The organism is Lujinxingia vulgaris (assembly GCF_007997015.1).
GTDB classification, from domain to species: Bacteria; Myxococcota_A; Bradymonadia; order Bradymonadales; family Bradymonadaceae; genus Lujinxingia; species Lujinxingia vulgaris.
Genome location: NZ_VOSM01000010.1, coordinates 1 through 23,871 on the forward strand (window position 1 = coordinate 1; position 23,871 = coordinate 23,871).

A 23,871-nucleotide genomic window follows, 5' to 3' on the forward strand; every position below is an offset into this window, starting at 1 on the left:
GGCGTCGCGGCCAGTTGAATCCCCGCCGGCTGATGGGTCTTTCGTTTGGCCGTCGACAGCCGCGCCTCAACGCACGCTCCGAGGTTGGCCCTGAGCGGCTTGCCCGAACAGTCGCCGAAGACGAAATCGCAGAAGGATTCGAGATCTGCGCACGAGGATGTGAAGTTTGAAATGTCCATAAGCGCGTTAGATCAGGCTTCGACCAGGGCCGCAATCAAAATCGGAAGAATCAATCAAGCAGTATTAGGTGGTTGTGTGGTTGTGGGGTTGTGGGGCGCCGGGGTTCGCGATGAGGGGCGATTCGTGAGCGCGTTGGGAGATTCACGAGTATGAAAAATCGAACGAGTACCAGCACGAGAACGAGCTACGAGTACGAGGACCAGTACGAGAACGAGCTACGAGTACGAGGATCAGTACGAGCTACGAGTACGAGCCCCCTCAAAAAGGCACCTGATCCTCCCCAACCTCCCAATGATCACACGCCACCGCCCGCAATCGCGCCACGTACTCCGCGTCCGCCAACCGCTCGCTGAGCGGCGCGGGGATGGCGTTGTCTTTAGGGTAGCCGTACTGCTCGCAGGCCAGTTCCTGATCCACCCAGTGGGTCAGCAGCAAAATATCTTCAGCGAGCGCCTCATCCACACCGAAGATCCCCTTGATCAGCGAAACGGGATCGGGCTCATCGCTCATGGTTCACCTGGAGCGACGGGCAGCCCGCCCACCAGCAGGTCGAGCTCCTCGAAGACGATCTTTTCATCGACGGTGCAGAGCTCGCGGAAGCGGGCGTAGGCGTTCTCGTCGACCTCGTCGGTGCGCTGGGACTCCCATGCCTGGCGGCTCTGCCAGCGGGAGATGGCGGTGGCGACGATCCACTCCGGGGCTTTTACGGAAGCCGCGTCGTCGGGATCGGGCGCGTTGACGAGCAGCACGCTCTCCAGGGTCTGGTGGCCGGCGCGGGCGTGGGCCTGGACGACAGCGCGCCAGGCTTTTTGGAGCTCTGGAAGATCGCCCGGGCGGCAGCGCAGTTTGTAGAGGACGCGGATCGTGGACATCGGGGGCACCGAAGATCAAGAAGATCAAAAAATGAGGCTGAGGCTCAGGGGCAGTCGCAGCTTAAGCATTCGCGGGTGGAGGTGGTGCCGCAGCGCTCCAGAAGCTCCTGGCGCAGGGCTTTTCGGGCGCGGTGCAGGCGCACAGACGCGTTGGTGTCGCTGATGCCGAGCGCGTCGGCGGCGTCTTGCACCGCTTCGTCGTTGAGAATCACGCGGGTGAGGATCTCGGCGTAGGCCGGGGAGAGATCTTCGAGCGCGTCGATGCCGCAGGCGCAGGTGGCGTCGCTGGCGTCGGGGGCCGGATGAAGATCGGGGGCGGGCTCGACGGCCAGGCGGCGGCGTTTGTGGGCGTCGCGGCTCATGCGGCGGAGTTGGTCGATGGCCTGGCGGCGCACGATGGTGGCGAACCAGCCCTCGAGTTTTTCGGGATCGTCAAGCGTGTGGAGCTGGTCGGCCGCGCGCACCAACGCCTGCTGGACGGCGTCCTCGGCGTCGGCGCGCGCTTGCAGGCTGCGCGCGGCCAGCCCCACCCAGCGCTCCCAGTGTCGCATCAACTCGGCGATGGCCTCGTCGGGATGGTGTCTCATGGGTCGACTCCGGGTGGGTTTTTCAATCAGGGCGCTTGGTTCAGCAGCAGCTTGAGGGCGAGGCGGGCTGATTATCGGCGCAGCCACACTCCGGGGGGCAGTCGCAGTCGGGGCCGCACTGGCAGGTCTCACCGCAGCAGCAGCCGCCTTCGACGGCGGGTTGGCCACATTCACACGAGGAGCAGCAGGTGTTTTCGTTCAGGTCCGTCATGGTCTTCTCCGAGTTTTTTCGATGTGAGGCTCAGGCCCAAACCCATGTCGGGCCCATGTCGAAGGCTCGTTGGTGGCCTTCATAGAGAAGACGGGGTTCCGGTGGGAGATCTTACAGGTGAGTCGTGATTTTTGTGCCAACAAACATCGTTCGTAGCCGACCGGGAGACGGACGTTAGCCAGTGTTTATGCGGGTGAGGTCCGTCCCTAGGTCGGTCTGGTTTGCAGGATCAGCGTGAGGGTGAACATGCCGCCCTGATTGAAAAAATCAGCCCAGATCAATGGGTTCACCGATGTTCCATTCCACGCCAAAATACGCGCCAAGCGTGGCGCCGATATCCGCAAAAGAGGCGCGGGTGCCCAGCGGGCGGCCCGGCGCGGTGCGGCCCTTTTCGATGATGAGCAGCGGCACGTACTCGCGGGTGTGGTCGGTGCCCGGGTAGGTGGGGTCGTTGCCGTGGTCGGCAGTGATGATGAGCAGATCGCCCTCGTCGAGCGCCTCGATGATCGAGGGGAGTTGGCGGTCGAAGGTCATCAGGGCGTCGGCGTAGCCGCGGGGGTTGCGGCGGTGGCCGTAGAGGGCGTCGAAGTCGACGAGGTTCGTGAAGATCAGCCCCGTGCGGTCTTTGATGCAGTCGATGGTGAGCTCGACGCCGTGGTCGTTGGTTTTGCTCTTGAGCTCGTCGCTCAAGCCCTGGTGGGCGTAGATATTACCGATCTTGCCGATGCCCGTGGTGCGGATGCCGGCGGCCTGCAGGCGGTCGAGCACCGTCTCGCTGGGCGGCGGAAAGGTAAAATCTTTGCGATTGGCCGTGCGCTTAAAGTCCGGAAATTCGCCGACGAAGGGCCGGGCGATGACGCGGGATTGGCCGCGGGGGATGACGATGTCGTAGGCGATCTCGCACCACTTATAGAGGGTCTCCAGCGGCACGACGTCTTCGTGGGCGGCGATCTGGAAGACCGGGTCGGCGGAGGTGTAGACGATGGGCTTGCCGGTTTTGATATGCTCCTGGCCGAGCTCTTCGATGATCACGGTGCCGCTGGCGGCGCGGTTTCCCAACACGCCGGGGACCCCGGTTTTTTCGATAAATTCCTGGATGATCTCGTCGGTAAAGCCGTCGGGGAAGGTGCGAAAAGGTTTGTCGGGGATGATGCCCACAAACTCCCAGTGGCCGGTGGCGGTGTCTTTGCCGTGGGCTTTTTCGGCCATGCGGCCGTAGTGGGCCGAGGGGCTGGCGACCGGCTCAAGCTGCGGAATGCCCTCGATGTTGCCCATGCCTAAGGCGCGCATGTTGGGGATCTCAAAGTCGCTGATGGCCTCGGCGATATGCCCCAGCGTATGCGAGCCCACGTCGCCGTAGTCGGCCGCGTCGGGCAACTCGCCAACGCCGACGGAGTCCAGAACGATGAGAACGGCGCGTTTTTCCAGAGAGGGAAGCTGGGTCATGATCTTGTCCCGGGGGTTGAGGTTGGGGTATCCCGGCGCTGCTGAAAGTTCGAGAGCGGGGCGTACTCGCCCAACTTAGCGCGCGATAGGAATGATGGCCAGAGGGTCATCTGCCGCGCGCGCAGACCCGATGGGATGTTCAATGAAGGTGGTGGTGATGCGAAGGCTCGTGGTGGTGTGGGTGGCGCTGGTGGTGCTGGGGTGGAGTGTCTCGGCCAGCGCCCAGATGATTGAGCCTTATCAGGGACCGGAGACCGGTCTGTTGCGCGGGGACGCCTACTACTACGAGGGCGACTACTACCGCGCGCTGACCGCCTACAAAGATTTTCTGCGCGAAGCCCCCGACGACCGCCGCGCCGAGCGGGTGCGCCTGAAGATGGCCTGGGTCTATTTCAATGTGGGGGAGCACGGGGAGGCCGCCCGCGAGCTCGACCGGCTGGCGGCCCAGGCCGAGGACGTTATCGTGGGGTGGTGGGCGCGCTACTACTACGGGCAGGTCGCCCTGGCCTCGGATCGGCGGCCGCTGGCCGAGCGTGCTTTTGAGGAGGTGATCACAACCTGTGAGCCCTATGTGGCGCGGGTTGGTGAGCCCACCGACGATCCGGAGATCCGCGAATGCCTGGAGCTTTCCAGCGCCGCCACCCTGGGGCTTGCCAGGCTGGAGGCGGTGCGCCACGACTTTGATGCAGCGAGCCGCAGGCTGCGCGCGATGCCCGGGGTGAGCCCGCTGGCCGGCGATGCTGCCGAGATCGCCGATCTCGTGGAGGGGCTGGAGATTCCCCGAAAAAGCCCGGCGCTGGCCGGCATCCTGTCGATCGTGCCGGGGCTGGGGCATGTGTACCTGGGGCAGTACGGGAGCGCCTTTGTGGCATTTTTGTGGAACGGCGCGTTTATCTACGCCATCGTCGACTCGGTGCTGGCCGGGCGCTACGGGCAGGCCGTGCTCATCGGGCTTGTGGAGTCGATCTGGTACGGGGGCACGATCTTTGGCGCGGTGGGCGGCGCGCACCGCTTTAACCGCGACGCGATGCGGGTCGTCGAAGACGGGCTGCGCCGCGATCTTCTTGAGCTCTATCGCGATGAGCCCTGGCCGGCGCGTTTTCCGGCGCATCCGGCCTATCTGGAGCTGTCGATTCCCTTTTGATGCCCAACAGGTGAGATCGGCGGTCGGGAAGGTGTTTTGAGTTTCCAAAACGCGAGATCGGCGGTCGTTGGCGGGGCAGTGCGTTCTCAAAACACGAGAGCGAGCGTCGCGAACGCGCTGAAGTGCAGAAAATCGTGAGGGCGACTGTCGCGAACGCGACCGACCTGCTCCACGCGACGAGGGCGAGCGTCGCGAACGCGAGTTAATTCTGCAAAAGGAGAGCTCGGTGAGCGGCGAGCGCGTTTTGGAAACTCAAAACGCGCGTTCGGCGGTCGGGGCGACGTTTTCGGGTGGGGACGGGCTTAGCGCGGCACTCGCCGCGATGTTTTGATCCGGGGCGACGTGTGCGCGGCGGTCGGGATGAGGGGCTCAGGTGGGGAAGGGCCGACCGCGGCGGTCGGGGAGGCGTTTTGAGCCATGGCGGGCAAACATTTCGATCGCATCACGAGGGTATGAACGCGTGCACAGGCTGAGCAAAGGTGGCAGATTCTTTTGACCAGGGGCTACGATTTGAATGAGGGGTTGGGGCTGCAAGTTCTGAAATTAATTGCGGAATCCGGGTTTGAAGCTCGGGGGCTCGCGGCGTAAGGTTGGCGCGACCTGGCGAGTGAAGCGCCGGCGCATGTTGGAAAAAGGCAAAAGATGTCGAGCAAGTTTCGAAATCGGCTGGAGCGGCTGCATGACGCCCACCAGAGGGGGCGCGAGAGTCAGTCGGGGCCCAGCGGGGTGTTTGAGGCCGGGGCGGTGGGGGAGAGTGAAGTGCGCCAGGTGAATGGCGAGCGCGCTTCTGATGTGGAAGGATTTGATGATGCGGGGACGAGCTCGGGGTCGATCGTGCGCTCGTCGTCGAAAAAAGCGTCCCGGGGAGGCGCGCGCGCGCGTCGGAGAAGCTCGGGAGGGGCGCGGAGGTCGCGTCGTCGAAGCGCGTCGGGAGGGGCGCGGGCGGGGGCATCAGCACGGGCAAACGCTGGCTACGATAGCGACGACCGAAGCTCCCTGACTGAAAAAAGCTGGGGGCAGTGGGGCGCGGAGAAAAAGGGGGAGTTCTGGTTGCTGCGCGAGGATGTGGCGGCAGGGGAGGTGCATGGAAATTACACCGTGCGGCAGTGCCTGGGGGCTGACCATCGCTTGATCTCAAAAGTCGATCCGGGCTGCCCGGGGGTGCGGCCGGAGGGGCTGCTTTATATGGACACCGAGACCAGCGGGCTCGGGCAGGGGGCGCTGGCCTTTTGTGTGGGCATCGGGTTCTGGCAGGGCGAAAACTTTGTGGTGGAGCAGCTTTTGCTCGATAGCAGCGACCCGGCCGGGGAGCGGGCGATGCTGGCGTATTTCGCAACCATGCTGCGGGAGCGGCATATGCTGGTGACCTTTAACGGCCGGCGTTTTGATGTGCCGCTGCTCTCGCGTCGCTATGCGCGCCATCAGATGAGCGATCCTTTCGGGGGGCGCCAGCATCTGGATCTTTTGCCCACCGCGAGGCGGCATTTTGTGGGGCGAAAGCGCTACAAACTCTCCAGTCTTGAAGAAGATATTCTCAATTTCCACCGCGTGGATGATGTGCCGGGGCGAGAGATTCCGGCGTTGTGGGAGCGTTTCGAGCGGGGGGAGGCGGTGCCGAAGATGCGGGGGATGCTGGAGCATAATCGTCACGATATCGTCTCGATGGCGGCGCTTCTGGCGGCGCAGATCGAGGCGGTCGGAGGTGTTTCAAAAAGTACAATGAGGGGGGCTTCGTCGAGTACGTCGAAAAATTCGACGGGGGGGATTTCGTCGGCGGCGACCAGGGCGAGTGGCGGGGCGCAGAGCGGTGGCGACGAGGCGTTTGGCCGGGCGTCGTCGGGGGGCTCAAAGGTCAGTGAAGTGGCGAGTCGGCTGGAGCGGACGTATCGGCTGCGGTCGAGTTTTTCCGAAAATTCGGGGAGGCGCTCGGAGGGGGCGGGGCTGAGTGGTGAGAGGCCTGTGGGGCGCGTCCATGCTGGCGATGGTGCGACCCAGGGTCGGACATCGTCGCGCGATTACGGGGCGGAAAGGACGACCGAGGGTCGGGCGCCGACGCCTCAAAGTATGGACGAGGAGCGGGATTTCGGGTCGGGCGAAAGTGAGGATCCGAATCTGAAGGAGAGAGTGCGCTCGTTGAGGGCGGCGGCGCGAGCGATGATCGACGCGCAGCTCTTTCATCAGGCCGCGCCCACGCTTTTTGAGCTCGTCGCACTCTCGCCAGACGATCGTTTCGGCCTTCAAATGCTCGCGCGCTACTACCGCCAGGCCGGTGAGACGCAGCTTGCCGAGGTGATGGAGGCGCGCTTTCGGAGCGCCGGAGGTGGTTGATCGTTTCGATGATTTTGCCAGGCGCTTTGCGTTGAGGTGCATCGGATGTGATTTTTTGTAAATCGCCTAAACGCCTTCAAATACGGGCTTTTCGGGCCTTCTGGGCGCTCTTGTAAGCCTATTTCGATCATTTATGCCTTCGATCTTCGGGGGAGTTGGGGCTATAACCCTCCAACAATGATGTGAACCCCTGTCGCGTGGTGGGAGCCTTTTATGCTGCATGTCTTTCAATCGGATCGGGTCGAAGACCTGGTCGATGGTCTGGTCAAAGTGCTGGATGCGACCTCTCCGGAACATCCGGTGGAGCGGGCGTTTTTTGAGCACCGTCTGGTGGTGCCCAACGCCAACCTCAAAGAGTATCTGACCTTCCAGATCGCGGCGCGACGAGGGGTGGCGAGTAATATGCGCGTGGAGACGATGGAGACTTTTTTGGAGAGTCTCCTGCCCCTCGACGCGCAGGGGGAGCCGCGGGCGCAGATCGCCGCGTCGGTGACGGTTGAGCGCCTGCTCATCGAGCTTTTGAGCGACGGCTCACTCTTGCGTTCGCCGGAGATGAAGCCGGTCGCGGAGTTTTTTGAGGCCGCCGGCGATGGCGAGGATGCCGAGGTGCAGCTGGAGCGCCGACGCTTTCAGCTCAGCCGCCGCGTCGCCGCGCTTTTTCGCGAGTACGGCTTCTCGCGTCGCGACATGCTGGAGGCCTGGCGAAGCGGGGAGCTGATGGTCGATGACGATTCGACCTACGCGGCCACCGAGCGCTGGCAGCGCCGTCTCTGGCAGGAGCTCTTTAAAGCCGGCGGCAAGCTGGAGCAGGCCCGCGGAGATGGCCCGGAGCTTGTGGCGCTGACCGATGTGGTGTCGCGTTTCGGGTTTGAGGAGCTCGCGCTTCCGCCCTTTGTGCACCTGGTCGGGTTTTCGTACCTGCCGCCCTTTTTCAGCGACGTGTTTGGGCCGCTCTGGGACGATGAGGCCCGCAGCGCGGCCTTTTACGTGCTCTCACCCTGCCTGGAGGAGTGGGGCACGGTGGTGCTGGCCGATGACGATCCGCTGGTGGAGCTGGGCGATGAGAGCGAGCTCTTAAGCGGCGATGAGCTTCCCCTGGCGCTGACGTTGTGGGGCGGGCCGGGGCGAGATTTTCATAGGATGTTGCTGGAGCTGAGCCAGGGGGATTTGAAGACGATCGCCGAGCGCGAGGAGCGCCCCGACGACACCCTTTTGCAGCGCATGCAACGCGTGATTCGCGACCGCGCCGATGCGCGCCAGGTGCGCGAGACGTCACCCCTCATCGAAGAGACGCAGAGCCTGCGTTTTCTGGCCTGCCCGAGCATTCAGCGCGAGTGCGAGATCATCGCCAGTGAGATCTGGGAGCTTGTGACCAGCCGCGACGATCTTCGATTTAATGACATCGCCGTGGTCGTGCAGCCGGGGCAGCGCGAGCTTTATCAGACGCACCTGCGCGCGGCGTTTGAGGCGACCCACGGCATCCCCCACAACGTCATCGACATCGACGCCTCGCTCTCCTCGCCGGTGCTCGACGCGGCGCGCCAGCTTTTTGAGCTGCCGCTGGGCACCTTTAAGCGCAACGAACTTCTCAACGTGCTCGTGCACCCGGCCGTGGTGGCCAAACATCCCGGAGCGGACGCGCGCCAGTGGGTGCGCTGGTGCGATGAGCTCAACATCTTCCACGGGGCCGACCGCCGCGATCATGAGGCGACGTATATTCGCCACGACCGCTTTAACTGGCAGCAGGGCCTCGACCGTCTGGTGCTCGGGAGCTTTATGACCCAGCCCGACGCCGGAAGCCCGGAGGTGCTGGCGCTGGGCGACTCGACCTACCTGCCGCTGGAGACGGGGCACGGGGAGGGCGACCAGGTCGCCGCACTTGTGGCGCTGGCGCAGTCGTTGATTGTGCGCTCGCGCGAGGTGCGCGAAGAGCGGCGCCCGCTGGCCGAGTGGATGGCGCATTTTAAGGAGCTGGTCCGCGACTTTATCGGCGCGAGCGGGCGCGGGGAGGAGCGCACGCTTTTGCGCCTTCATGGCGAGCTGTCGAGCATCGCGCGGGCCGACCGCTGCCCCGAGGCGCCGGTGGGCTACCGCACGGCCTATGAGTTTGCGATGGCCGCGCTGGGCAGCCTCGAAGATCGCTATGGCAAGTACCTGGCCGACGGCGTGGTGGTCTCATCGTTTAAGCCGATGCGGCCGATTCCCTTTGAGGTCGTCTTTGTGACGGGGCTGGGGCAGGGGAGTTTCCCGGCGCCCACGCCGCCCGACTCGCTGGATCTGCGCGAAGATAAGCGGCGTTTGAGCGATGTGCGCCCGCGCGACCAGGATTTTTATATGTTTTTGGAGACGCTGATGTCGACGCGCTCCCAGATGGTGCTCTCCTGGGTGGGGCGAGATGCGCAGACGGGCGATGCGCTGGAGCCGGCCTCGGTGGTGTTGGCGATGCGCGAGATGGCGGAGTCGCTGGAGGGCAGGGAGCAGGTCGCCGCGCGTTTTGTGCGCCATCCGCTGCGCCGCTACGACGCGCGCTATTTTCCAGAACTCAGCGGCGAAGGTCAGGACGATGCGGCGTTGGAGGTGTTGCCCAATCACCACCGCGAGGCCCTGGCCGAAGCGGTGGTGCGCAAGAACCGCCAGGCGCTCGACAGGGAGCTTCCCACGGGCTTTCGCCCCACGATGGTGGAGCTGGCCGAGGGCGCGCGCGCAAAGACTGGCGACGCCTATAAGGAGCTCGTCGACCTGACTCGCTGGAGCGAGCCGACGCAGGAGACCGAGTCTAACGAGCGTCGGCGCGTGGTGTTGCAGCTGCGCGAACTCGGCAAGTTTTTGCAATGTCCGTTGCAGGCGTCGGCCGGCACGCGGCTGCGCATCTACGACGAAGACAACGACGATCTCATCGACGCCGAAGACGAGCCCTTTGAGCCCGAGTTTCTGCAGCGTCTGGTGCTGATGCGCGCCACGATCAAAGACGCGCTGATCGCCGGCGACTTAAGCGACGCCGCGCTGGAAACACATCTTCGCCGGCGCGCGGAGCTGGAGGAGTTGCGGGGGGCGTTTCCCTCCGACCTTTATTTTGAGGCGGCGATCACCCGCTGCCTCAACGAGCTCAGCGAGTGGGCTGAAGGCGTCAAAAAACTGACCGGCAGCGACGCCCCGCCGGTGCGGCGCATCCGCATCGGGACGCCCCGAACCCACCGGGATGCTGCGGCCGGAGCGCCGGCCCAGGTCGAGGCGTTTGAGGCGTTGCGCCTGGTCGTCGCCGACCCCAACGCCGAGGGCCAGGAGCTGGAGATCGAGCTGCATGGCGAGGTGATGGTGGTGGGGGATGGGCAGTTGGTGATGGATTTTCATTACGGCGGCGATAAGCCCAAAGCCAAATATTATGTGAACGGCACGATTGAGCAGGTGGCATTGCTTGCGATGGGCCAGGCGAAGGCGGAGCCTGCTGTCGCCGCGATTCTTAAAGATTCCAACGCATCTAAAGTTGAAGCTGTTGCGATGCCGAATTCGTCCGAGGCGATGCTTTATTTACGGCAGCTCAGCGCGGAGTTGGTCAATCAAGTGCACGACTATTTTTTACCGATCGAGTTGGTTGAAGAGATCGTTAAAAAGGGTGTGCCCGACGATCGGGATGGCATCGAATCTTTGATGGATAAATTTGATCCCGAAGATTCGAACGCTTCAAAACCTTCAACGGTCTACGGTCCGATTAAACGCTGGATGGATTATGCGCCGCCCTCTAAGAAGGAGATCGAGCGTATTCTGGAAAGTCGATACAAAGTGATGTGGAAAGCCCTGGGAGGTAAATGATGGCGACGCTCTTTTATGAAAAGCCGGTAGCGCTTTCGCATCTGCAACGGGGCCAGCATGCTGTGATCGAGGCCAGCGCTGGCACCGGGAAGACCTATACGATTCAGCATATTGTGGTGGACCTGCTCTTGCGCCGAAAGCTCAGCGTGCAGGATGTGTTGATCGTGACCTTCACCCGGGCAGCCACCGGCGATCTGAAGAAGAAGATCCGGGAGACGCTTCAAGAGCTTACCGAGGCTTATGGCGCGCTCGAATCTGGCGAGGTGAAGACGCTTCGCGGCGGGCAGCTCGACGATGGAGCGCCGGTCAACGGCACGCATTTTGGGGAGATCGACGAAGAAGGCTTTAAGCGACTGCGTCGCGCGCTGCGCACCTTTGACCAGGCGTCGATTTATACGATCCACGGGTTTTGCCAGCGCATTCTGGTGGAGCACGCGTTCGCCAACAAACGCCTGTTGGAGCAGGAGCATGTGGATGGGGATCGGCTGATCAACCGGGCCATCTCTGAGACGCTGCGTGAAGATGCTCCGCAAGATGAGGAGCTGCGTAAGTGGCTGCAGATGTATATGGCCGTCGGTAAGAAGACGGAGGACTTGCGCAAGGCGTTGCGAATCTACGTCAATACAACAGGGGAGTATTTACCAAAGCCCGATATCGACCTTGATGCGTTTATGGAGCCAACAGCTCAAGCGGTTACGTATTTTTCGTCGCTTGATGTTAAGCAGTTTGCTGAAGATCTCGACTCTCTTAAAGCTCGGGGGGTCAAGGTTCATGCAAGTACTTCAAAATCAACGAAAAATCATATCCGAACATTGGCATTCGGGCTCTCATCCGTTGAAAGGCCGATGCCAAGTGTCGTTAAGGCTTTAATTGATAGTTCATTGAAGAAGGCGACGGACTATTTGGTCGGAAAGTTAGACGATGCCATGATGGGAGAATTCCCGGAGTTGGTGGCTCATCTCGAAACATTGCAAGACCTGGGGTTTGATGTCGAGCTCTCGACGGTCCAAGCCCTGGGCCCGCTCGTCAAAAAACGCGTCGAAGCCATCAAACAAGCCGAAGGCGTCTACACCTACGACGATATGCTCACGCTGGTGCGCGACACGCTGGCGAAGGATGGCGAGGAGGGGGAGCTGCTCAAAGTGCTGCGGGGCCGCTTTAAGGTCGCGATCATCGATGAGTTTCAGGACACCGACCAGGTGCAGTGGGAGGTCTTTGAACGCCTCTTCGTGGGCGGTCGCGATGGGGCGGCGAAGACCGAGGGGCACGAGCTTTATCTTATCGGCGACCCGAAGCAGGCGATCTACGGGTTCCGCGGCGGCGATGTGCACACCTACATCGAGGCGCGGGACATCATTCTGGAAGGGAAGCGTGAGGCGGTGCCGCTGACGCAGAACTTCCGCAGCACGCCGGCGGTGATCGGGGCGTATAATGCGATTTTTGATGACGATTTGTCGGCAGACCAACGCATCGATCTGGGGGAGGGCATCACTTACAAATACCCGGTCAGCGCTGGCAAGCCGTGGTTTGAAGCGAAAGTTGGTGAGAGGCAGGCGCCCGGTGCGCGAGTGCTTGAGCTGAAGACCGATGCGACGTCGATTGATGTAAAACCTCTTCGTGCGGGCATTGCCAGGGCGATCGCCACGCATATTCGTGGGCTGATCGACGCGCGCGGTACGGATAAGGCCCTGCGCTATCGCGAGCAAGAGGGTGGCGAATTCAGCGGGGAGGTGGGGCCGGAGTCGATCTACGTACTCTGCCACCGACGCGCGCATGGCATGTTGGTGGCCCGTGCGCTGCGCGAGCAGGGCGTGCCCTTCGCCTTTTTGAAGATGGATGGTCTCTTTGAGACGCCGGAGGCGCGTGACATCTACGACCTGCTGATGGCGCTGGCCGACCCGCACGACCGAAGCGCGCGGGTGCGCGCCTGGATGACGCCCTTTTTTGAACTTCGAGTCGGACAGCTCGATAACCCCGGCGCCATTACCGAATCCGACGCCATCTACCGTCGTCTCACCGGCTGGGCCAAACTCGCTGAGCGCCGCGCGTACCACAGGCTTTTTCACGAGCTGATCGAGGAGAGCGGGCTTTTGCGCCGTCGTCTTCTCCTCGATGTGAGCGAGCGCGAGCTCACGAACTACCAGCACATTCTCGAGCTACTCGCCGAAGACTGCACCCGCGAGCGCCTCAGCGTCGACGAGCTCGCCGGGCGCCTGATGAGCTACATCGAGGGGCGCGCCAAGCCGGAAGGCGAGGATGTGGATCAGCAGCGTTTGGAGGTGGACTCGCAGGCTGTGCAGATCCTCACCGCGCACGGCAGTAAGGGCCTGCAGCGGGGCGTGGTGTTTATGATGCCTGCGTTTTCATCGGTCGTGAACACAAGCCGGAAAGACTACCAGCTACGAATCGTCGATGAGAATGGGGAGGCAAGTCAGAAGCGCTGGATGGCTTCGACCTCGGATATGCCGGATGGCTGGAAAGATGCGCTTTATGAACAGGCTCGCGCGGAGGGCAACCGTCTCAATTATGTCGCGCTAACTCGCGCTGAGGTGATGCTTTACCTGCCTTATATCGACGTCGATAAAACAAAGGTAAAACGCCAGACGAGCGCGGAAACCCGCGACCCCTACTTCGACGTCATCGACCGCCTCACCGCCATCAAGAACGCCGGCGGTAAAAACGCGGAGCTGTTGGAGTGGATCGACGTCGACCTCGATGAGGCGCCCGACGCGCCGGACCTGGAGGTGGCGAAAAAGGCCATCGCCAGATTGGAGATCGAGGGGTTGGAGCGGCTTAAAGAGCCCGAGAATGAGAAGGAGCTGCATAAAGACCTGCTGGAGCGCCGCTGGGAGGTGACCTCGTTCAGCAAGCTGCGCGGCGACGGCAAGCATAGCTACTCCCGCGATGTGGACGACTCGCCAGAGGGGGATAAAGGCGACCCCGATGATGATGACGCGGTGGAGGGCGCCAAAACCTTTCCGGGGGGGATGGCTACCGGTAACTTCGTGCACGGGGTGCTCGAAGACCTTCCCTTTGCCCGCGTACGCGACTTTGAGAGCGTGGAGGCGTGGCAGGAAGATGAGGAGATGCGGGCCTTTTTTGAGGTGCGGCGCGCCCGCACCGGGGCAAGTCCGCGCACGCTGGAGCCGGCGATGCGCGCGGTCTACAACACGCTGCATGCCCCGGTGACGATGCCCGTGGAGGGCGTGCCGCCCCTTGAGGCGCTGCACCTTCTCGATCCGAAGCATGTGACCTGTGAGCTCGAGTTTCTCTTTCCCATCCCCGAGCCCGTCAAAAACGAGGAGGGGGTTGAGGAGATTCTGCGCCGCTTTAACGACGACGTGACCGTGAGCGGCGGTTTTGTCAAAGGGTTCGTCGACCTGCTCTTCGGGCATGAGGGCAAGATCTATTTTGCGGACTGGAAGTCGAACCTTTTGAGCAACTACGACGCCGCCTCGCTGCGCGCCAACGTGTCGGCCAACTACGCCGAGCAGGCCCACCTCTACACCCTGGCGCTCTGCCGCGTGCTCGATATCACCACGGAAGCCGAGTACGACGCGCGATTTGGCGGGCTTTTCTACTTTTATGTGCGCGGCATGCATCCCGATCACCCCGGCCGCGGGGTGTACCGGGCGCGGCCCGGCTGGGAGCAGATCCTGGCGTTTGAGGCCAAACTTTTCGGGCGGATCACCCGCTTTAAACGCGGCGAGTCGCCGGATGAAGAGATGCCGAAGACGTCGAAGAAGATGGTGAAGAAGACAAACGCGGCGACCGCCCCCGAGGCCTGAGAGCCCTGGTGAGCGGGACGATGTGGCGATGAGTTGATGGTTGGCGCGTGCGCGCGCGGCATAGATCGATGGGCCCCGGTGGCGGGGCGACGATGGGTTGATGAGGGTAGCGATGACACAGCTGGATCTGTTGGGAGAGGGCGCTGGCGAGCAGGCGCAGGATGGCGCCGAAGATCGCGTCGTAAGCGGGGCGCGCGGGGTTTTTGCCCGCTCGTTTCGCGTCGATGCCAGCCTGCTCAGCGCCCGCGACGTCTCGTCGCTCGCTGACCACTTAAATGAGCAGGGGATCTCGCAGGCGCGCTTTAATCTGGCGCTGAACCTGGTGTCGATGCAGCGCGACCTGAGCGCCACCGAGCACCGCGCGCTCCTGATGGTTGTGCTCGCCAGCATGCTCGCGCAGTCGATGGGGAGCACGTACATGCCCATCGATGAGGATGGCGGGGAGTATTTAAAGGTGACCCTGGGTCAGCTTTTGCCGCAGCCGGTGCCCGCGGGTTGGGAGATCGATGGGCTGATCGACGCCTTCCACACGCTGCGTCGCGAGCGGCGCGCCGGGCAGATCCTCGGTCAGCCCGGGGAGTTTAAGCCGCTGATCGAGGAGGGCGGCAGGCTCTACCACCAGCGCATGCTCCTGCACGAGGAGCGGCTGGCCGAGGCCATCGAGCGGATGTTGATGCGCCCCGACCGCGATTATGAGGGCGCCAGAGTGCGCGCGGAGTTCAAAGACGTGATCGAGGCGCACCCGGTCACCTACGAGGTCGACGGGGTCGCTCACCCGATTAAACCCGGCGCCGAGCAGCAGCTTGCGGCGCTGACCGCGCTCTACGCCCCGCTCACACTCATCACCGGCGGTCCGGGCACGGGCAAGACCACCATCGTCGTGACGATCCTGCGCCTGGCCGCGCGCCTGGGGCTCGACCTGGCCGATGTTGCGCTGGCCGCGCCCACCGGCAAGGCCGCAAACCGCATGGCGGAGTCGATCCGCGGGCAGCTCGAAGGGGTGCACGAGCCCACCGACCTCGATCATCGCCTCCTCACCGACCTCCCCGCCCCCGCCACGCTTCACCGCCTGCTCGGCTACTCGCCGCGCACCGGCACCTTTCGGCACAACCGCAACCACCGCCTGAGCGCGAAGCTCGTGGTGGTGGATGAAGCCTCGATGATCGACCTCTTTATGATGGAGGCGTTGGCGCAGGCGCTCGGCGATGATGCGCAGCTGGTGCTCCTGGGCGACCGCGAGCAGCTTCCTTCGGTCGATACCGGCGCGGTGCTGCGCGATCTGCTGCCCGAGGTTCCCGCCACAGACCAGCCCTGGCGCGAGCTCGCCATCGACCCGATGGCCGCCCAACCCGGAAAAGGCCGCACCGCCCGCAACGCCGTGCGTCTGACGAAAAGTCACCGCATGCGCGAAGACGACCCCTCCGGCAGCGCGATCCTGAAGGTCGCTCAGGCGGTGGGCAACGGGTTTAAAGGTCTGCCCGCCGACAAACTTCCCTCGGAGATCAAGCGCGTGAAAGAAGACGTGAGCCTGGCGAGCTGGCAGGGTGTCGAGCTCTGGACCCCGCCGTCTCGCGGCGGCGACACCGACGAGAAGCCGACGGCCGACCTCAAAGCCTTTGTGGCCGCCTGGTTCAAGACCCACATCGGCAGCGAGCGCTGCAAAAAGCTCAGCTCCCGCAAATACACGCGCCAGGCCGACGGCACGTTTGACGAGGCGTCGCAGGCGGCGCTCAAAGAGCTGATGGCCCACTACGCCCGCGCCCGCGTGCTCACCCTGACCCGCGTCTTTGCCACCGGCTCCGAGTCGCTCAACCGCCAGTTCCACCGCGCCTTTGGCCAGTTCCGCGGCTCCAAAAAAGCCGAAGCGAAGGAGGGCGCCGGCGACAACCAAACCCGCTACGTCCATTACGTCGGCGAGCCGGTGATGATGCTGCGCAACGACTACGAGCGCGATCTTTTCAACGGGGACCAGGGCGTCGTCGTCTGGGTCAAAGACTCCAACGAAAACTCGGGCAAAAAGCCCGAACTCTACGCCGTCTTCGAGCGCGGCGAACGCATGGTCGCCTACCCCGCTGGCGAGCTCCGCGACGACCTCGTGCACGCCTACGCGATGACCGTCCACAAGAGCCAGGGCTCGGAGTTCCGCCACATCGCGGTGGTGCTCCCGACACAGGACATGCCGCTTTTGACGCGCGAGCTGCTCTACACGGGCATCACGCGGGCGAGTAAGGGCGTGCTGCTGGTGGGGTCGGAGGAGCTGCTCCGCGTGGGGTCGGAGCGCGAGGCGCGGAGGTTCTCGGGGGTGGGGGGGCGGTTGGGGTGAGGCGAGCGACTTCGGGTTACTCGTCGTCCAGGCCGAGCTCGGTCTTGAGGTCGGTCCATTTGACTCGCCCGCCTTCTTTGCGGGCTTTAAGCGCGGCCTTGATGTCGAGCTGGTCTTCGAGCGCTTCCAGCAACGCGAGGTCTTCGCAGGAGATCAGGGCTGCGGAGGGCTTCCCGTTGCGGTGGAGGATTAGCCTTTCTCCCCGTTCAGAAACTCGGTTGAGGTTTTCTGTGAGGTTCTGGCGCAGTTCGGTGAGGGATAGCTGGTTGGTCATGACGTCCTCCGTGTGCGAGTCGTACAGAATGATCGGAATGGCTGTCGTTAAAAGATATGCATTGTTCAGGTTTCTCATCGGTGGTCGCATCAACCCCCTCACCGATACGCATACCCCCACCTCTCCGCCGCACCGCCAACAAGCGAAAGCACCACATCCCGACCCCCACCACCTTCAAACCCACTCACATCCGCAAGCACCCGCGCAATCGTCGCCCGAGGCGATGCCCTGGCGACAAGCCGCGCTCGCAACAGAATCTCCGTGGCCCGACCCATCTTCGCCGGCTCGTCACCCCGCGACTCCCACTGCATCACGGCCTGGTGCGAAGACACCTCACAGAAAGACGCAAACGCTTTGAGCGTCATCTGGAGCTGCTGGCGGACGAATCGAATCTCATTGCCGGTGAGGGGCGCGGGTTTGCGGGGTAACGCGCGCATCACGACCTCCGAGATCTCGGTCCAATCCACCTCGGCGACCCAGTCGTCGCGAAATCGGCGCAGTTTGATGTTTTCGATGATGAGGGGGAAACCCAGCGCGCGGGTTTCGTAGCGTTCGATGGTTTGGGTCTGCATGGTCGCTCTCCTGTGCGTCGACATCGCGGGTGATTGCTGGCACAAGGGCCTGGAGGATGGGTGGTCGTCGAACTCTGTCGGCCCCTCCCGAGCCGCGCATTCGAATATCAGACATGTAGCTCAGTTACATGCGTCGAGTACATAATCCGTTGCGTTCGACGCTGCGGAATGCGTGTTCCGCGCTTCGCTCGTCCTCTCTCAAGCCTCCCCCCACCCCCCCGAACAAAAAACCCCGGCACCCCCATGAACATCGGCCAACACAACATCCTCACCGTCATCTCCAAGGGCTCCGACGGCTACGTCCTCGAAGGTGCCGGCGCCAGAGAACGCGTCACCCTGCCGCGCCGTGACGCCGGCGAGGAGCTGGAGATCGGGGAGCATGTGCGGGTGTTTGTGTATTTGGATTCTGAGGATGAGCCGGTGGCGACGACGCGGGAGCCGAAGGCGACCGTGGGGCAGTGCGCGTGGCTGCGGGTCAAGGAGGTCAACCGCATCGGGGCGTTTCTGGAGTGGGGGCCGGGCAAGGATCTTTTTGTGCCCTTTGCCGAGCAGGTCGGGCGGATGAAGGAGGGGCGTTTCTACGTGGTCTATCTTTATCTCGACAACACCGGGCGGATTGCGGCCTCGCAGAAGATCGACGCCTTTTTGTCGACCGAGGGACGCGGATTTCGGGAGGGCGATGAGGTGGAGCTGTTGCTGTGGGAGCGCAGCGACCTGGGGTTTAAGGCGGTGGTCGACCACACGCACCTGGGGATGCTCTTTGAGCGACAGATGCTGGGCGACCTGAGGCCCGGGCAGTCGATGCGCGGCTACATTCTGGAGGTGCGCCCCGATGGGAAGCTCAACCTCAGCCTGCAGCGCCATACGCCCGCGGCGCGCGACGCGTTGCAGACGGCGATCCTCGACCATCTGCGCGACAACGGGGGCGTCTCCACCCTCACCGACAAGAGCTCGCCGGACGCCATATTTAAGGCGTTTGGGGTGAGTAAGAAGAATTTCAAAAAGGCGCTTGGGGGGCTGTATCGGGAGAAGGTGGTTGTTATCGGCGATGGCGAAGTCCGCCTGGCGCCGACCGCACCAGAACGACGCTGACGGCGTCGATAGGGATTCGCAGTAGCGCTGCTACAGCTTCATCCCTATCTCCTTGTCATCGCCGCCCTGGATGCGCTCGGGTTTTTTATTTTGCGAAAGACGCCGACCGCCCACACGAATCGACCACCGCCGCAAACCCCGGCGTCCCACAACCACCCAACCACCCAACCTCCGAGCGCCCCAGGACGACGCTGGCTGTGTTGCTGCGTCGTCGCGGTAGCGCTGCTACACGCTCCTCCTTGCTCCTTGCCAGCCCCGCCCTGGATGCGCTCGGTTTTTTGGGTTCGCGTGAACCCCCCACCGCACGGCTGAAACACCCAACATCGCAAACCCCGGCGCCCCACCCCACCCCCCGCACGTTCACCACGTCCCCTCACACGTCCCACCATGTTCCTCGCTCATCGAGCCATCGGGGCAGGTCGCGCCATGCCAGATCGCGCCTTCGACGTCGGCGCCCTCAAGGTTTGCGCCGGTAAGGTCGGCGTGGGCGAAGTTGACGTGGGGGAGGGCGGCGCCCCGCAGGTCCGCGTCGCGCAGGATGGAGCCCGAGAAGTTGGCGTGTGGAAACGCGATCTCTTGCAGATCGACGCCGCTGAGGTTTGTAAAGACGCTCACGCCCTTGCTGCGCTTGAGCCAGAGGCGAATCTCGTCGGCGCTCATCTCGCGAAAATCTCTCTCGAGCGTGACGTCGTCATCGATAAAGCCGTTCTGAATGAGAAAGTTTGGGCCGTAGCGGTCGATGTTGTCCTCCTGAAATCCACCGACTCGGTAATCCACCGGGACGCCGCGTTTGAGCGCGATCAGCGTGGGCGTCGCCAGTCGAGCGCCGTAAATCGACTGCAAGATCGCCGTCGACGGGTGCCTGAACGAGACCACATAGGTGCGCTCGATCAGCCCGTGCTCCTCGAAGACCGGCGCCGCCCAGCGGGCGAAGTTTTCTGAGGGGTTACACCCGGAGCCGCCCAGGAAAACTAAAAAGATCTCGTCGCTCTCGCGCATGGCCTCAAGGGCCTCTTCGGTGAGCATCTGCGAGCCCACGACGCCCGGGGACGCCAGGGCCTCTTCGTCGGTGAGGGGCGGCACTCTGGGGTTGAGCCTGGCGAGCAGGGCGTCCGGGTCGTCGACGTAGGTGGGTGGCTCGGGGCTTACGAGCTCGGTGAAGGGGTGAAATTCATCGGGGTGCCAGAGGTGGCGAGTGTTTTCGCAGATCTCGACGGCAGAGGTGTTTTCGGTCGATATAAGTTGAAGCGCGTTTTGAAGGTAGACTCGCCAGGAGGGGGATGCTTCGGCGATGAAAGGTTCAAATTTAGAGATATGACGCTCTATGCCGCTAAGCGCGCTTGCGCTGTTGCTCTCTCGCATTTCATCTTGCGCTTCCTGCGGGATGCCTTCGGGATACACCGCCAGGGGGAAGATACAATAGAAATTCAGGGAGGCCTGAATCTTTCGGTAAAGATGCCAGCCGAAGACCTCGCGATCGCCTTTAGCCGCGGTGAAGAGGTCTTCGGCATCGGCGATCAATCGCCGCAGGCCGGGGCCCTTTTCATCCATAAAGATAGCATGGCTCTCCTCCTCCATCGGGGACTCGCCGGGGGTGAGCACGCGCAGGTAGTCGACAAGCGCGCCTTCAAAGGCCTGGCGCTCTTCAGCGACCGCGAGCGTGGGTGGCTCGGCCGGCGGCGACGCGCTCTTCGGGTCGGTGCTGGACGGCGCGGGGGTGGCGCAGGCGATGGTGGTGGCGGCGAGTGTGGTGAGGAGGATTTTTGAGTTCTTCATAGGATGATGAGGGTGAGGGTCATTACGCCGTGAGCTATCGTTGACGCTGTGTCTGCTGCATTGAGAGCACCGCGGGCTGCGTTGCAAAGCCTCGACGATGCAAAAGCATCGCCTGCGTTTTGCGCCTTGTCCGCGTCACTCTCAATTTCGCATCCACCAGCGTCAACTTCTGCTCACAGCGTAGTAAGTGTTTGAAATGATAGAAGGTTTCAACACTGTGCGGCGAAGCCCGCAGAAGGAGTTTTGCGGGGTAGGTGGCGGTGGAGGGCGAAGCGTAGCGCTGGAGGTTTGGGCGTACAAGCACCCACCCCGGTCGAGGCGTGGGATTCGTTGAAGTACCCCCTTTTCGGATCCGCGGTGCTGACTTATATACAGTCCCTCACTTAACGAATGTTGCAGACGGGGACCTCTATGAGTTTTGCATCAAGCAGCGCGTCGGGAGACCTTCTGGAGCCCTATGCCGTGCCCAACGCCCTGGTGGAGCTGGTGCGCTCGGCGGAGAGCTGGCTGATGATCGTTTCGCCCTACTTCGATCCCTGGCGCCACCTGCGCGACGCGCTGGTGGATGCGCGGGAGGCCGGGGTGAAGATCAAGTTTCTGATCCGCGAGGAGCAGATGCGGGAGAAACGAGTCATCCGCCATTTTCGGGAACTGGAGCTCAAGCCCCTGGCGCTGAAAAGGCTGCACGCCAAGATTTACATCAGCGATAAGCAGGCGCTGCTCACGTCGATGAATCTATTGTCGGGCAGCCGCGAGAGCGTGGAGTTCGGGCTCTGCATCGATCGACAGAGGCACCCGGAGCTCTACGACGGGGTGTTTCACCAGGCGCTCAACCTGTTCAAAAAGTCGGAGTTCGTGGAGCTTCCGTCGCCGAAGCCAAAGGGTGTGCCGGTGCAGAAGGCCGCGCCCGTGCAGAAGACCGCGCCCGTGCAGAAGACCGCGCCCGTGAAGACGTGGACACCCCCGGCGAAGGCTGTGGCGAGTGTGAGCGCGCCGACGCAAAACGCGGCGAAGAAGATGTCTGCGAGCGGCAGTAAGGCCGACGAGGCGGCGATTCAACGCCTCTCTAAAACTGAAGCCGAGAGCTACCGGTTGTGGCGTGCGAAACACTCCGTCCACAGGGTCGCAAAGGAGCGCCAGCTCAAGGAGAGCACGATCCGCACGCACCTGGCCGCCGCCATCGAGGTGGGCCTGATTCCCGTCGAGCACGTTGTTACCGAGAAGCAACGCAACATCATCGCGGAGGCCGTCGGCAAGGTGGGACCGAACGCGGGGAAGGGGGCGATCGTCAAAACGAGTCGGGGGCCGGTGTGTTACGGGGAGGTAGCGTGCGTGTTGGCAGGGATGAAGGCGCCAAGCGCCCCAGGACGACGCTGACTGTGTCGCTGCGTCGTCGCCGTAGCTAAAGCTACTCGCTCCTCCTGGCTCCTTGTCATCCCCGCCCTGGATGCGCTCGGGTTTTTTATTTTGCGAAAGACGCCGACCGCACTCACGAAGCGACCACCGCCGCAAACCCCGGCGCCCCACAACCACCCAACCACCCAACCACCTAACCACAAAGCGAACCCTCCACCACCCAGGAGGCGCTCGGGTTGGGGGGGCACGCCAAAAGACAAACGCTCAGCCCTCCTGGAATGATCCTCAAGCAGCCTTACGTTTGATTAACGCAGTCTAACGCGTTAGCGTTCGTTAGTAGCTGGCTCGACTTGCCCCTGGAGGCCCCGATGATTGATCACGACCCGCAACCCCTTGATGTCATCTCCGACGCGCTTTTGCGGAAGAAGGGCATCGCGTTGTCATCCGAAGAGCTGCTGCGCCGAAAGGGCATCGATATGTCCGTGGCAGAGATCTTTGAGCTGGTCTTACGTCAGGTCGCCGAACTGCCGGATGTCGAGGAGCGCACCCGGCCGGAGCTGCCGGAGCGGCAGACCCGGGAGCGACTGCGCGCGTTGGGTATCACCTTTGAGCCCTTTGAAGGGGAGAACGATCCCCTGGCGAGCACGATCGCGGCGTACAGCGACGTGCTGGCAGCGAGTTTGTCGACGGCGGAGGCGGCCCGGATTATGGGGGTGAATGCCAGTCGCGTGCGCCAGCTTCTGACCGCCTCGCCGGCGCGCCTTTATGGTATCAAGCCCGATGCGCGCTCGTCCTGGCGGATTCCTCGCTTTCAGTTTGATACGAGCGGCGTGATTCGGGGCCTGGATCGGGTGCTGGCGGTGCTCGACACGGCTTTGCATCCGCTCGAAGTGGTCACCTGGTTTGAGTCGCCGTGTCCTGATCTGGTGGTGGATGACGACAAGCCGGTCTCACCCATTCAATGGTTGCGTGCGGGCTACCGGGTCGACGATGTGGTCGAGATTGCTCGTCGTTTGTCCTGACGAGGGGGGACTGTGCCAAAACTTCCGCATAGGCCGCCTTCGGTGGAGGAGTTGCAAAACATCGGCCCCGATATCTACGAGTTCTTTGAAGGGGAGAGTCTGCTGCGAATCTACTCGCGGGGAGGCGACTATCCCTGTGAGTGGGACAGCTATCGAAGGTTTGGGCCCGTGAACGCACGCTTTGATCACCATCCCGAACCATCACAGGTGCATCCGGAACATGGGATCTACTATGCTGCTCTGGAGCTTTCGACCTGCCTCGCCGAGACCTTTCAAGACACGCGCACGATCTCTTTGAGCCGCCGGGCGCCGTGGCTTGCCGTGTTTGCGCCCACGCGGGCGCTTCGCCTTCTCGACCTCACCGGAAGCTGGCCCACGCGCGCTGGCGCCTCCATGAAGATCAACACCGGGCCTCGTCCGATAACGCGCGCATGGTCACGTCAGTTCTATGAGGCGTTCCCCGAGATTGATGGGCTTTATTACCCCTCGTCGATGTACGCGAACCAGCCCTGCATTGCGCTCTATGAGCGGGCTGAAGCAGCGATGCCAACGGAGCCGCAGTTTATACGGGCGCTCAATCAGCCTGAGCTCCTTGGCGATGTAAAACGAAGTGCTATGGCGATTGGTTATCGAGTTGTCCCTTGAACGTACATGGAGTCGTCATGCAAGCACGTTCCCCAACCCGCCCCCGCAAACCCACCACCCCCGGCGAAATCCTGCTCGAAGAGTTCTTGAAGCCGGCGGGCATCTCCCAGAGCGCGTTTGCGCGCCACCTGGGGTGCGACGTGAAGACGATCAACCGCCTGGTGCGCGGCCATACCTCGCTGGACGTGGGGATGGCGCGGCGTATTGCGGCCGCCGTGAACACCTCGGCGCAGTTCTGGCTGAATCTGCAGCGGGCCGTTGATCTTTATGAGCTGGAGCAGGGCGGGGAGGAGCTGCCGGAGGTGCTCGAGGCGTTTAAGGCTGAGGCGGGTTGAGGGGAGGGGCCCCACCCGATCCCTAGTGAGGGGGCTTGTGCCCCTCCCGGGCGCCGGCGTGTGGATGAAAGGCGGGGGCCCACAAGGGGCCCCCCTACGGGAGGGGAGCG

18 protein-coding genes and 1 pseudogene are annotated in these 23,871 nt (G+C 62.9%); 10 read left to right on the forward strand and 9 right to left on the reverse strand.

Going from position 1 to position 23,871, the window contains the following annotated elements; translation table 11 throughout:
- The 6 genes and pseudogenes from FRC98_RS22295 to FRC98_RS16790 form a co-directional block, all read right to left on the reverse strand.
- A pseudogene (locus FRC98_RS22295) lies at nucleotides 1-179 on the reverse strand (IS701 family transposase); the annotation flags it as partial.
- A 259-nt stretch (nucleotides 180-438) separates the two neighbouring features.
- The gene (locus FRC98_RS16775) at nucleotides 439-690 is read right to left on the reverse strand and encodes a hypothetical protein (protein ID WP_146982586.1); all 252 of its coding nucleotides are present in this window, start codon (nucleotides 688-690) and stop codon (nucleotides 439-441) included.
- A complete protein-coding gene (locus FRC98_RS16780; RefSeq protein WP_146982587.1) occupies nucleotides 687-1,052 on the reverse strand; it encodes a hypothetical protein in 366 nt (121 codons plus the stop codon). The genes FRC98_RS16775 and FRC98_RS16780 overlap by 4 nt, the downstream gene beginning before the upstream one ends.
- 44 nt (nucleotides 1,053-1,096) lie before the next feature.
- Nucleotides 1,097-1,639: an RNA polymerase sigma factor gene (locus tag FRC98_RS16785; protein ID WP_146982588.1), complete on the reverse strand. Its 543-nt coding sequence runs from the start codon at nucleotides 1,637-1,639 to the stop codon at nucleotides 1,097-1,099.
- Between the two features lie 40 nt (nucleotides 1,640-1,679).
- Nucleotides 1,680-1,850, reverse strand: coding sequence for a hypothetical protein (locus tag FRC98_RS21665; protein ID WP_230467709.1), 171 nt, complete (start codon nucleotides 1,848-1,850; stop codon nucleotides 1,680-1,682).
- A 267-nt stretch (nucleotides 1,851-2,117) separates the two neighbouring features.
- Nucleotides 2,118-3,278: a phosphopentomutase gene (locus tag FRC98_RS16790; protein ID WP_347342170.1), complete on the reverse strand. Its 1,161-nt coding sequence runs from the start codon at nucleotides 3,276-3,278 to the stop codon at nucleotides 2,118-2,120.
- Between the two features lie 175 nt (nucleotides 3,279-3,453).
- Here FRC98_RS16790 and FRC98_RS16795 point away from each other — a divergent pair, with 175 nt between their 5' ends.
- The 5 genes from FRC98_RS16795 to recD all read left to right on the forward strand — a co-directional run bounded on the left by FRC98_RS16795 (nucleotide 3,454) and on the right by recD (nucleotide 16,689).
- Nucleotides 3,454-4,440, forward strand: coding sequence for a tetratricopeptide repeat protein (locus FRC98_RS16795; RefSeq protein WP_230467710.1), 987 nt, complete (start codon nucleotides 3,454-3,456; stop codon nucleotides 4,438-4,440).
- Nucleotides 4,441-5,082: 642 nt separating this feature from the next.
- Nucleotides 5,083-6,768 carry a ribonuclease H-like domain-containing protein gene (locus FRC98_RS16800; protein ID WP_146982591.1) on the forward strand — a complete coding sequence of 562 codons (1,686 nt, stop codon included), beginning with the start codon at nucleotides 5,083-5,085 and terminating at the stop codon, nucleotides 6,766-6,768.
- A gap of 213 nt (nucleotides 6,769-6,981) precedes the next feature.
- Nucleotides 6,982-10,578 carry an exodeoxyribonuclease V subunit gamma gene (locus FRC98_RS16805; protein WP_146982592.1) on the forward strand — a complete coding sequence of 1,199 codons (3,597 nt, stop codon included), beginning with the start codon at nucleotides 6,982-6,984 and terminating at the stop codon, nucleotides 10,576-10,578.
- Nucleotides 10,578-14,366, forward strand: a complete 3,789-nt coding sequence (locus tag FRC98_RS16810; RefSeq protein WP_230467711.1) for a UvrD-helicase domain-containing protein — start codon at nucleotides 10,578-10,580, stop codon at nucleotides 14,364-14,366. The genes FRC98_RS16805 and FRC98_RS16810 overlap by 1 nt, the downstream gene beginning before the upstream one ends.
- 112 nt (nucleotides 14,367-14,478) lie before the next feature.
- The gene (recD, locus tag FRC98_RS16815; protein ID WP_230467712.1) at nucleotides 14,479-16,689 is read left to right on the forward strand and encodes an exodeoxyribonuclease V subunit alpha; all 2,211 of its coding nucleotides are present in this window, start codon (nucleotides 14,479-14,481) and stop codon (nucleotides 16,687-16,689) included.
- A 16-nt stretch (nucleotides 16,690-16,705) separates the two neighbouring features.
- Here the strand turns inward: recD and FRC98_RS16820 are convergent, their stop codons facing one another.
- Together FRC98_RS16820 and FRC98_RS16825 are read right to left on the reverse strand one after the other, a co-directional pair.
- The gene (locus FRC98_RS16820) at nucleotides 16,706-16,963 is read right to left on the reverse strand and encodes a type II toxin-antitoxin system Phd/YefM family antitoxin (RefSeq protein WP_146982595.1); all 258 of its coding nucleotides are present in this window, start codon (nucleotides 16,961-16,963) and stop codon (nucleotides 16,706-16,708) included.
- A gap of 98 nt (nucleotides 16,964-17,061) precedes the next feature.
- The gene (locus FRC98_RS16825) at nucleotides 17,062-17,535 is read right to left on the reverse strand and encodes a hypothetical protein (RefSeq protein ID WP_146982596.1); all 474 of its coding nucleotides are present in this window, start codon (nucleotides 17,533-17,535) and stop codon (nucleotides 17,062-17,064) included.
- 243 nt (nucleotides 17,536-17,778) lie between these two features.
- Here FRC98_RS16825 and FRC98_RS16830 point away from each other — a divergent pair, with 243 nt between their 5' ends.
- On the forward strand, nucleotides 17,779-18,627 hold the full coding sequence (locus tag FRC98_RS16830; RefSeq protein ID WP_230467713.1) for a CvfB family protein: 849 nt from the start codon (nucleotides 17,779-17,781) through the stop codon (nucleotides 18,625-18,627).
- Between the two features lie 360 nt (nucleotides 18,628-18,987).
- Here the strand turns inward: FRC98_RS16830 and FRC98_RS16835 are convergent, their stop codons facing one another.
- On the reverse strand, nucleotides 18,988-20,403 hold the full coding sequence (locus FRC98_RS16835) for a pentapeptide repeat-containing protein (RefSeq protein WP_146982598.1): 1,416 nt from the start codon (nucleotides 20,401-20,403) through the stop codon (nucleotides 18,988-18,990).
- A 462-nt stretch (nucleotides 20,404-20,865) separates the two neighbouring features.
- On the opposite strand from FRC98_RS16835, the gene FRC98_RS16840 reads away from it, so the two are divergent.
- The 4 genes from FRC98_RS16840 to FRC98_RS16855 all read left to right on the forward strand — a co-directional run bounded on the left by FRC98_RS16840 (nucleotide 20,866) and on the right by FRC98_RS16855 (nucleotide 23,761).
- Nucleotides 20,866-21,780, forward strand: a complete 915-nt coding sequence (locus tag FRC98_RS16840; RefSeq protein ID WP_230467714.1) for a helix-turn-helix domain-containing protein — start codon at nucleotides 20,866-20,868, stop codon at nucleotides 21,778-21,780.
- Nucleotides 21,781-22,127: 347 nt separating this feature from the next.
- On the forward strand, nucleotides 22,128-22,781 hold the full coding sequence (locus tag FRC98_RS16845) for a hypothetical protein (RefSeq protein WP_146982600.1): 654 nt from the start codon (nucleotides 22,128-22,130) through the stop codon (nucleotides 22,779-22,781).
- A 42-nt stretch (nucleotides 22,782-22,823) separates the two neighbouring features.
- Entirely contained in the window at nucleotides 22,824-23,426 is a 603-nt protein-coding gene (locus tag FRC98_RS16850) for an RES family NAD+ phosphorylase (RefSeq protein WP_230467715.1), read from the forward strand.
- Between the two features lie 17 nt (nucleotides 23,427-23,443).
- Entirely contained in the window at nucleotides 23,444-23,761 is a 318-nt protein-coding gene (locus FRC98_RS16855; RefSeq protein ID WP_146982602.1) for a HigA family addiction module antitoxin, read from the forward strand.
- Nucleotides 23,762-23,871 lie beyond the last annotated feature (110 nt).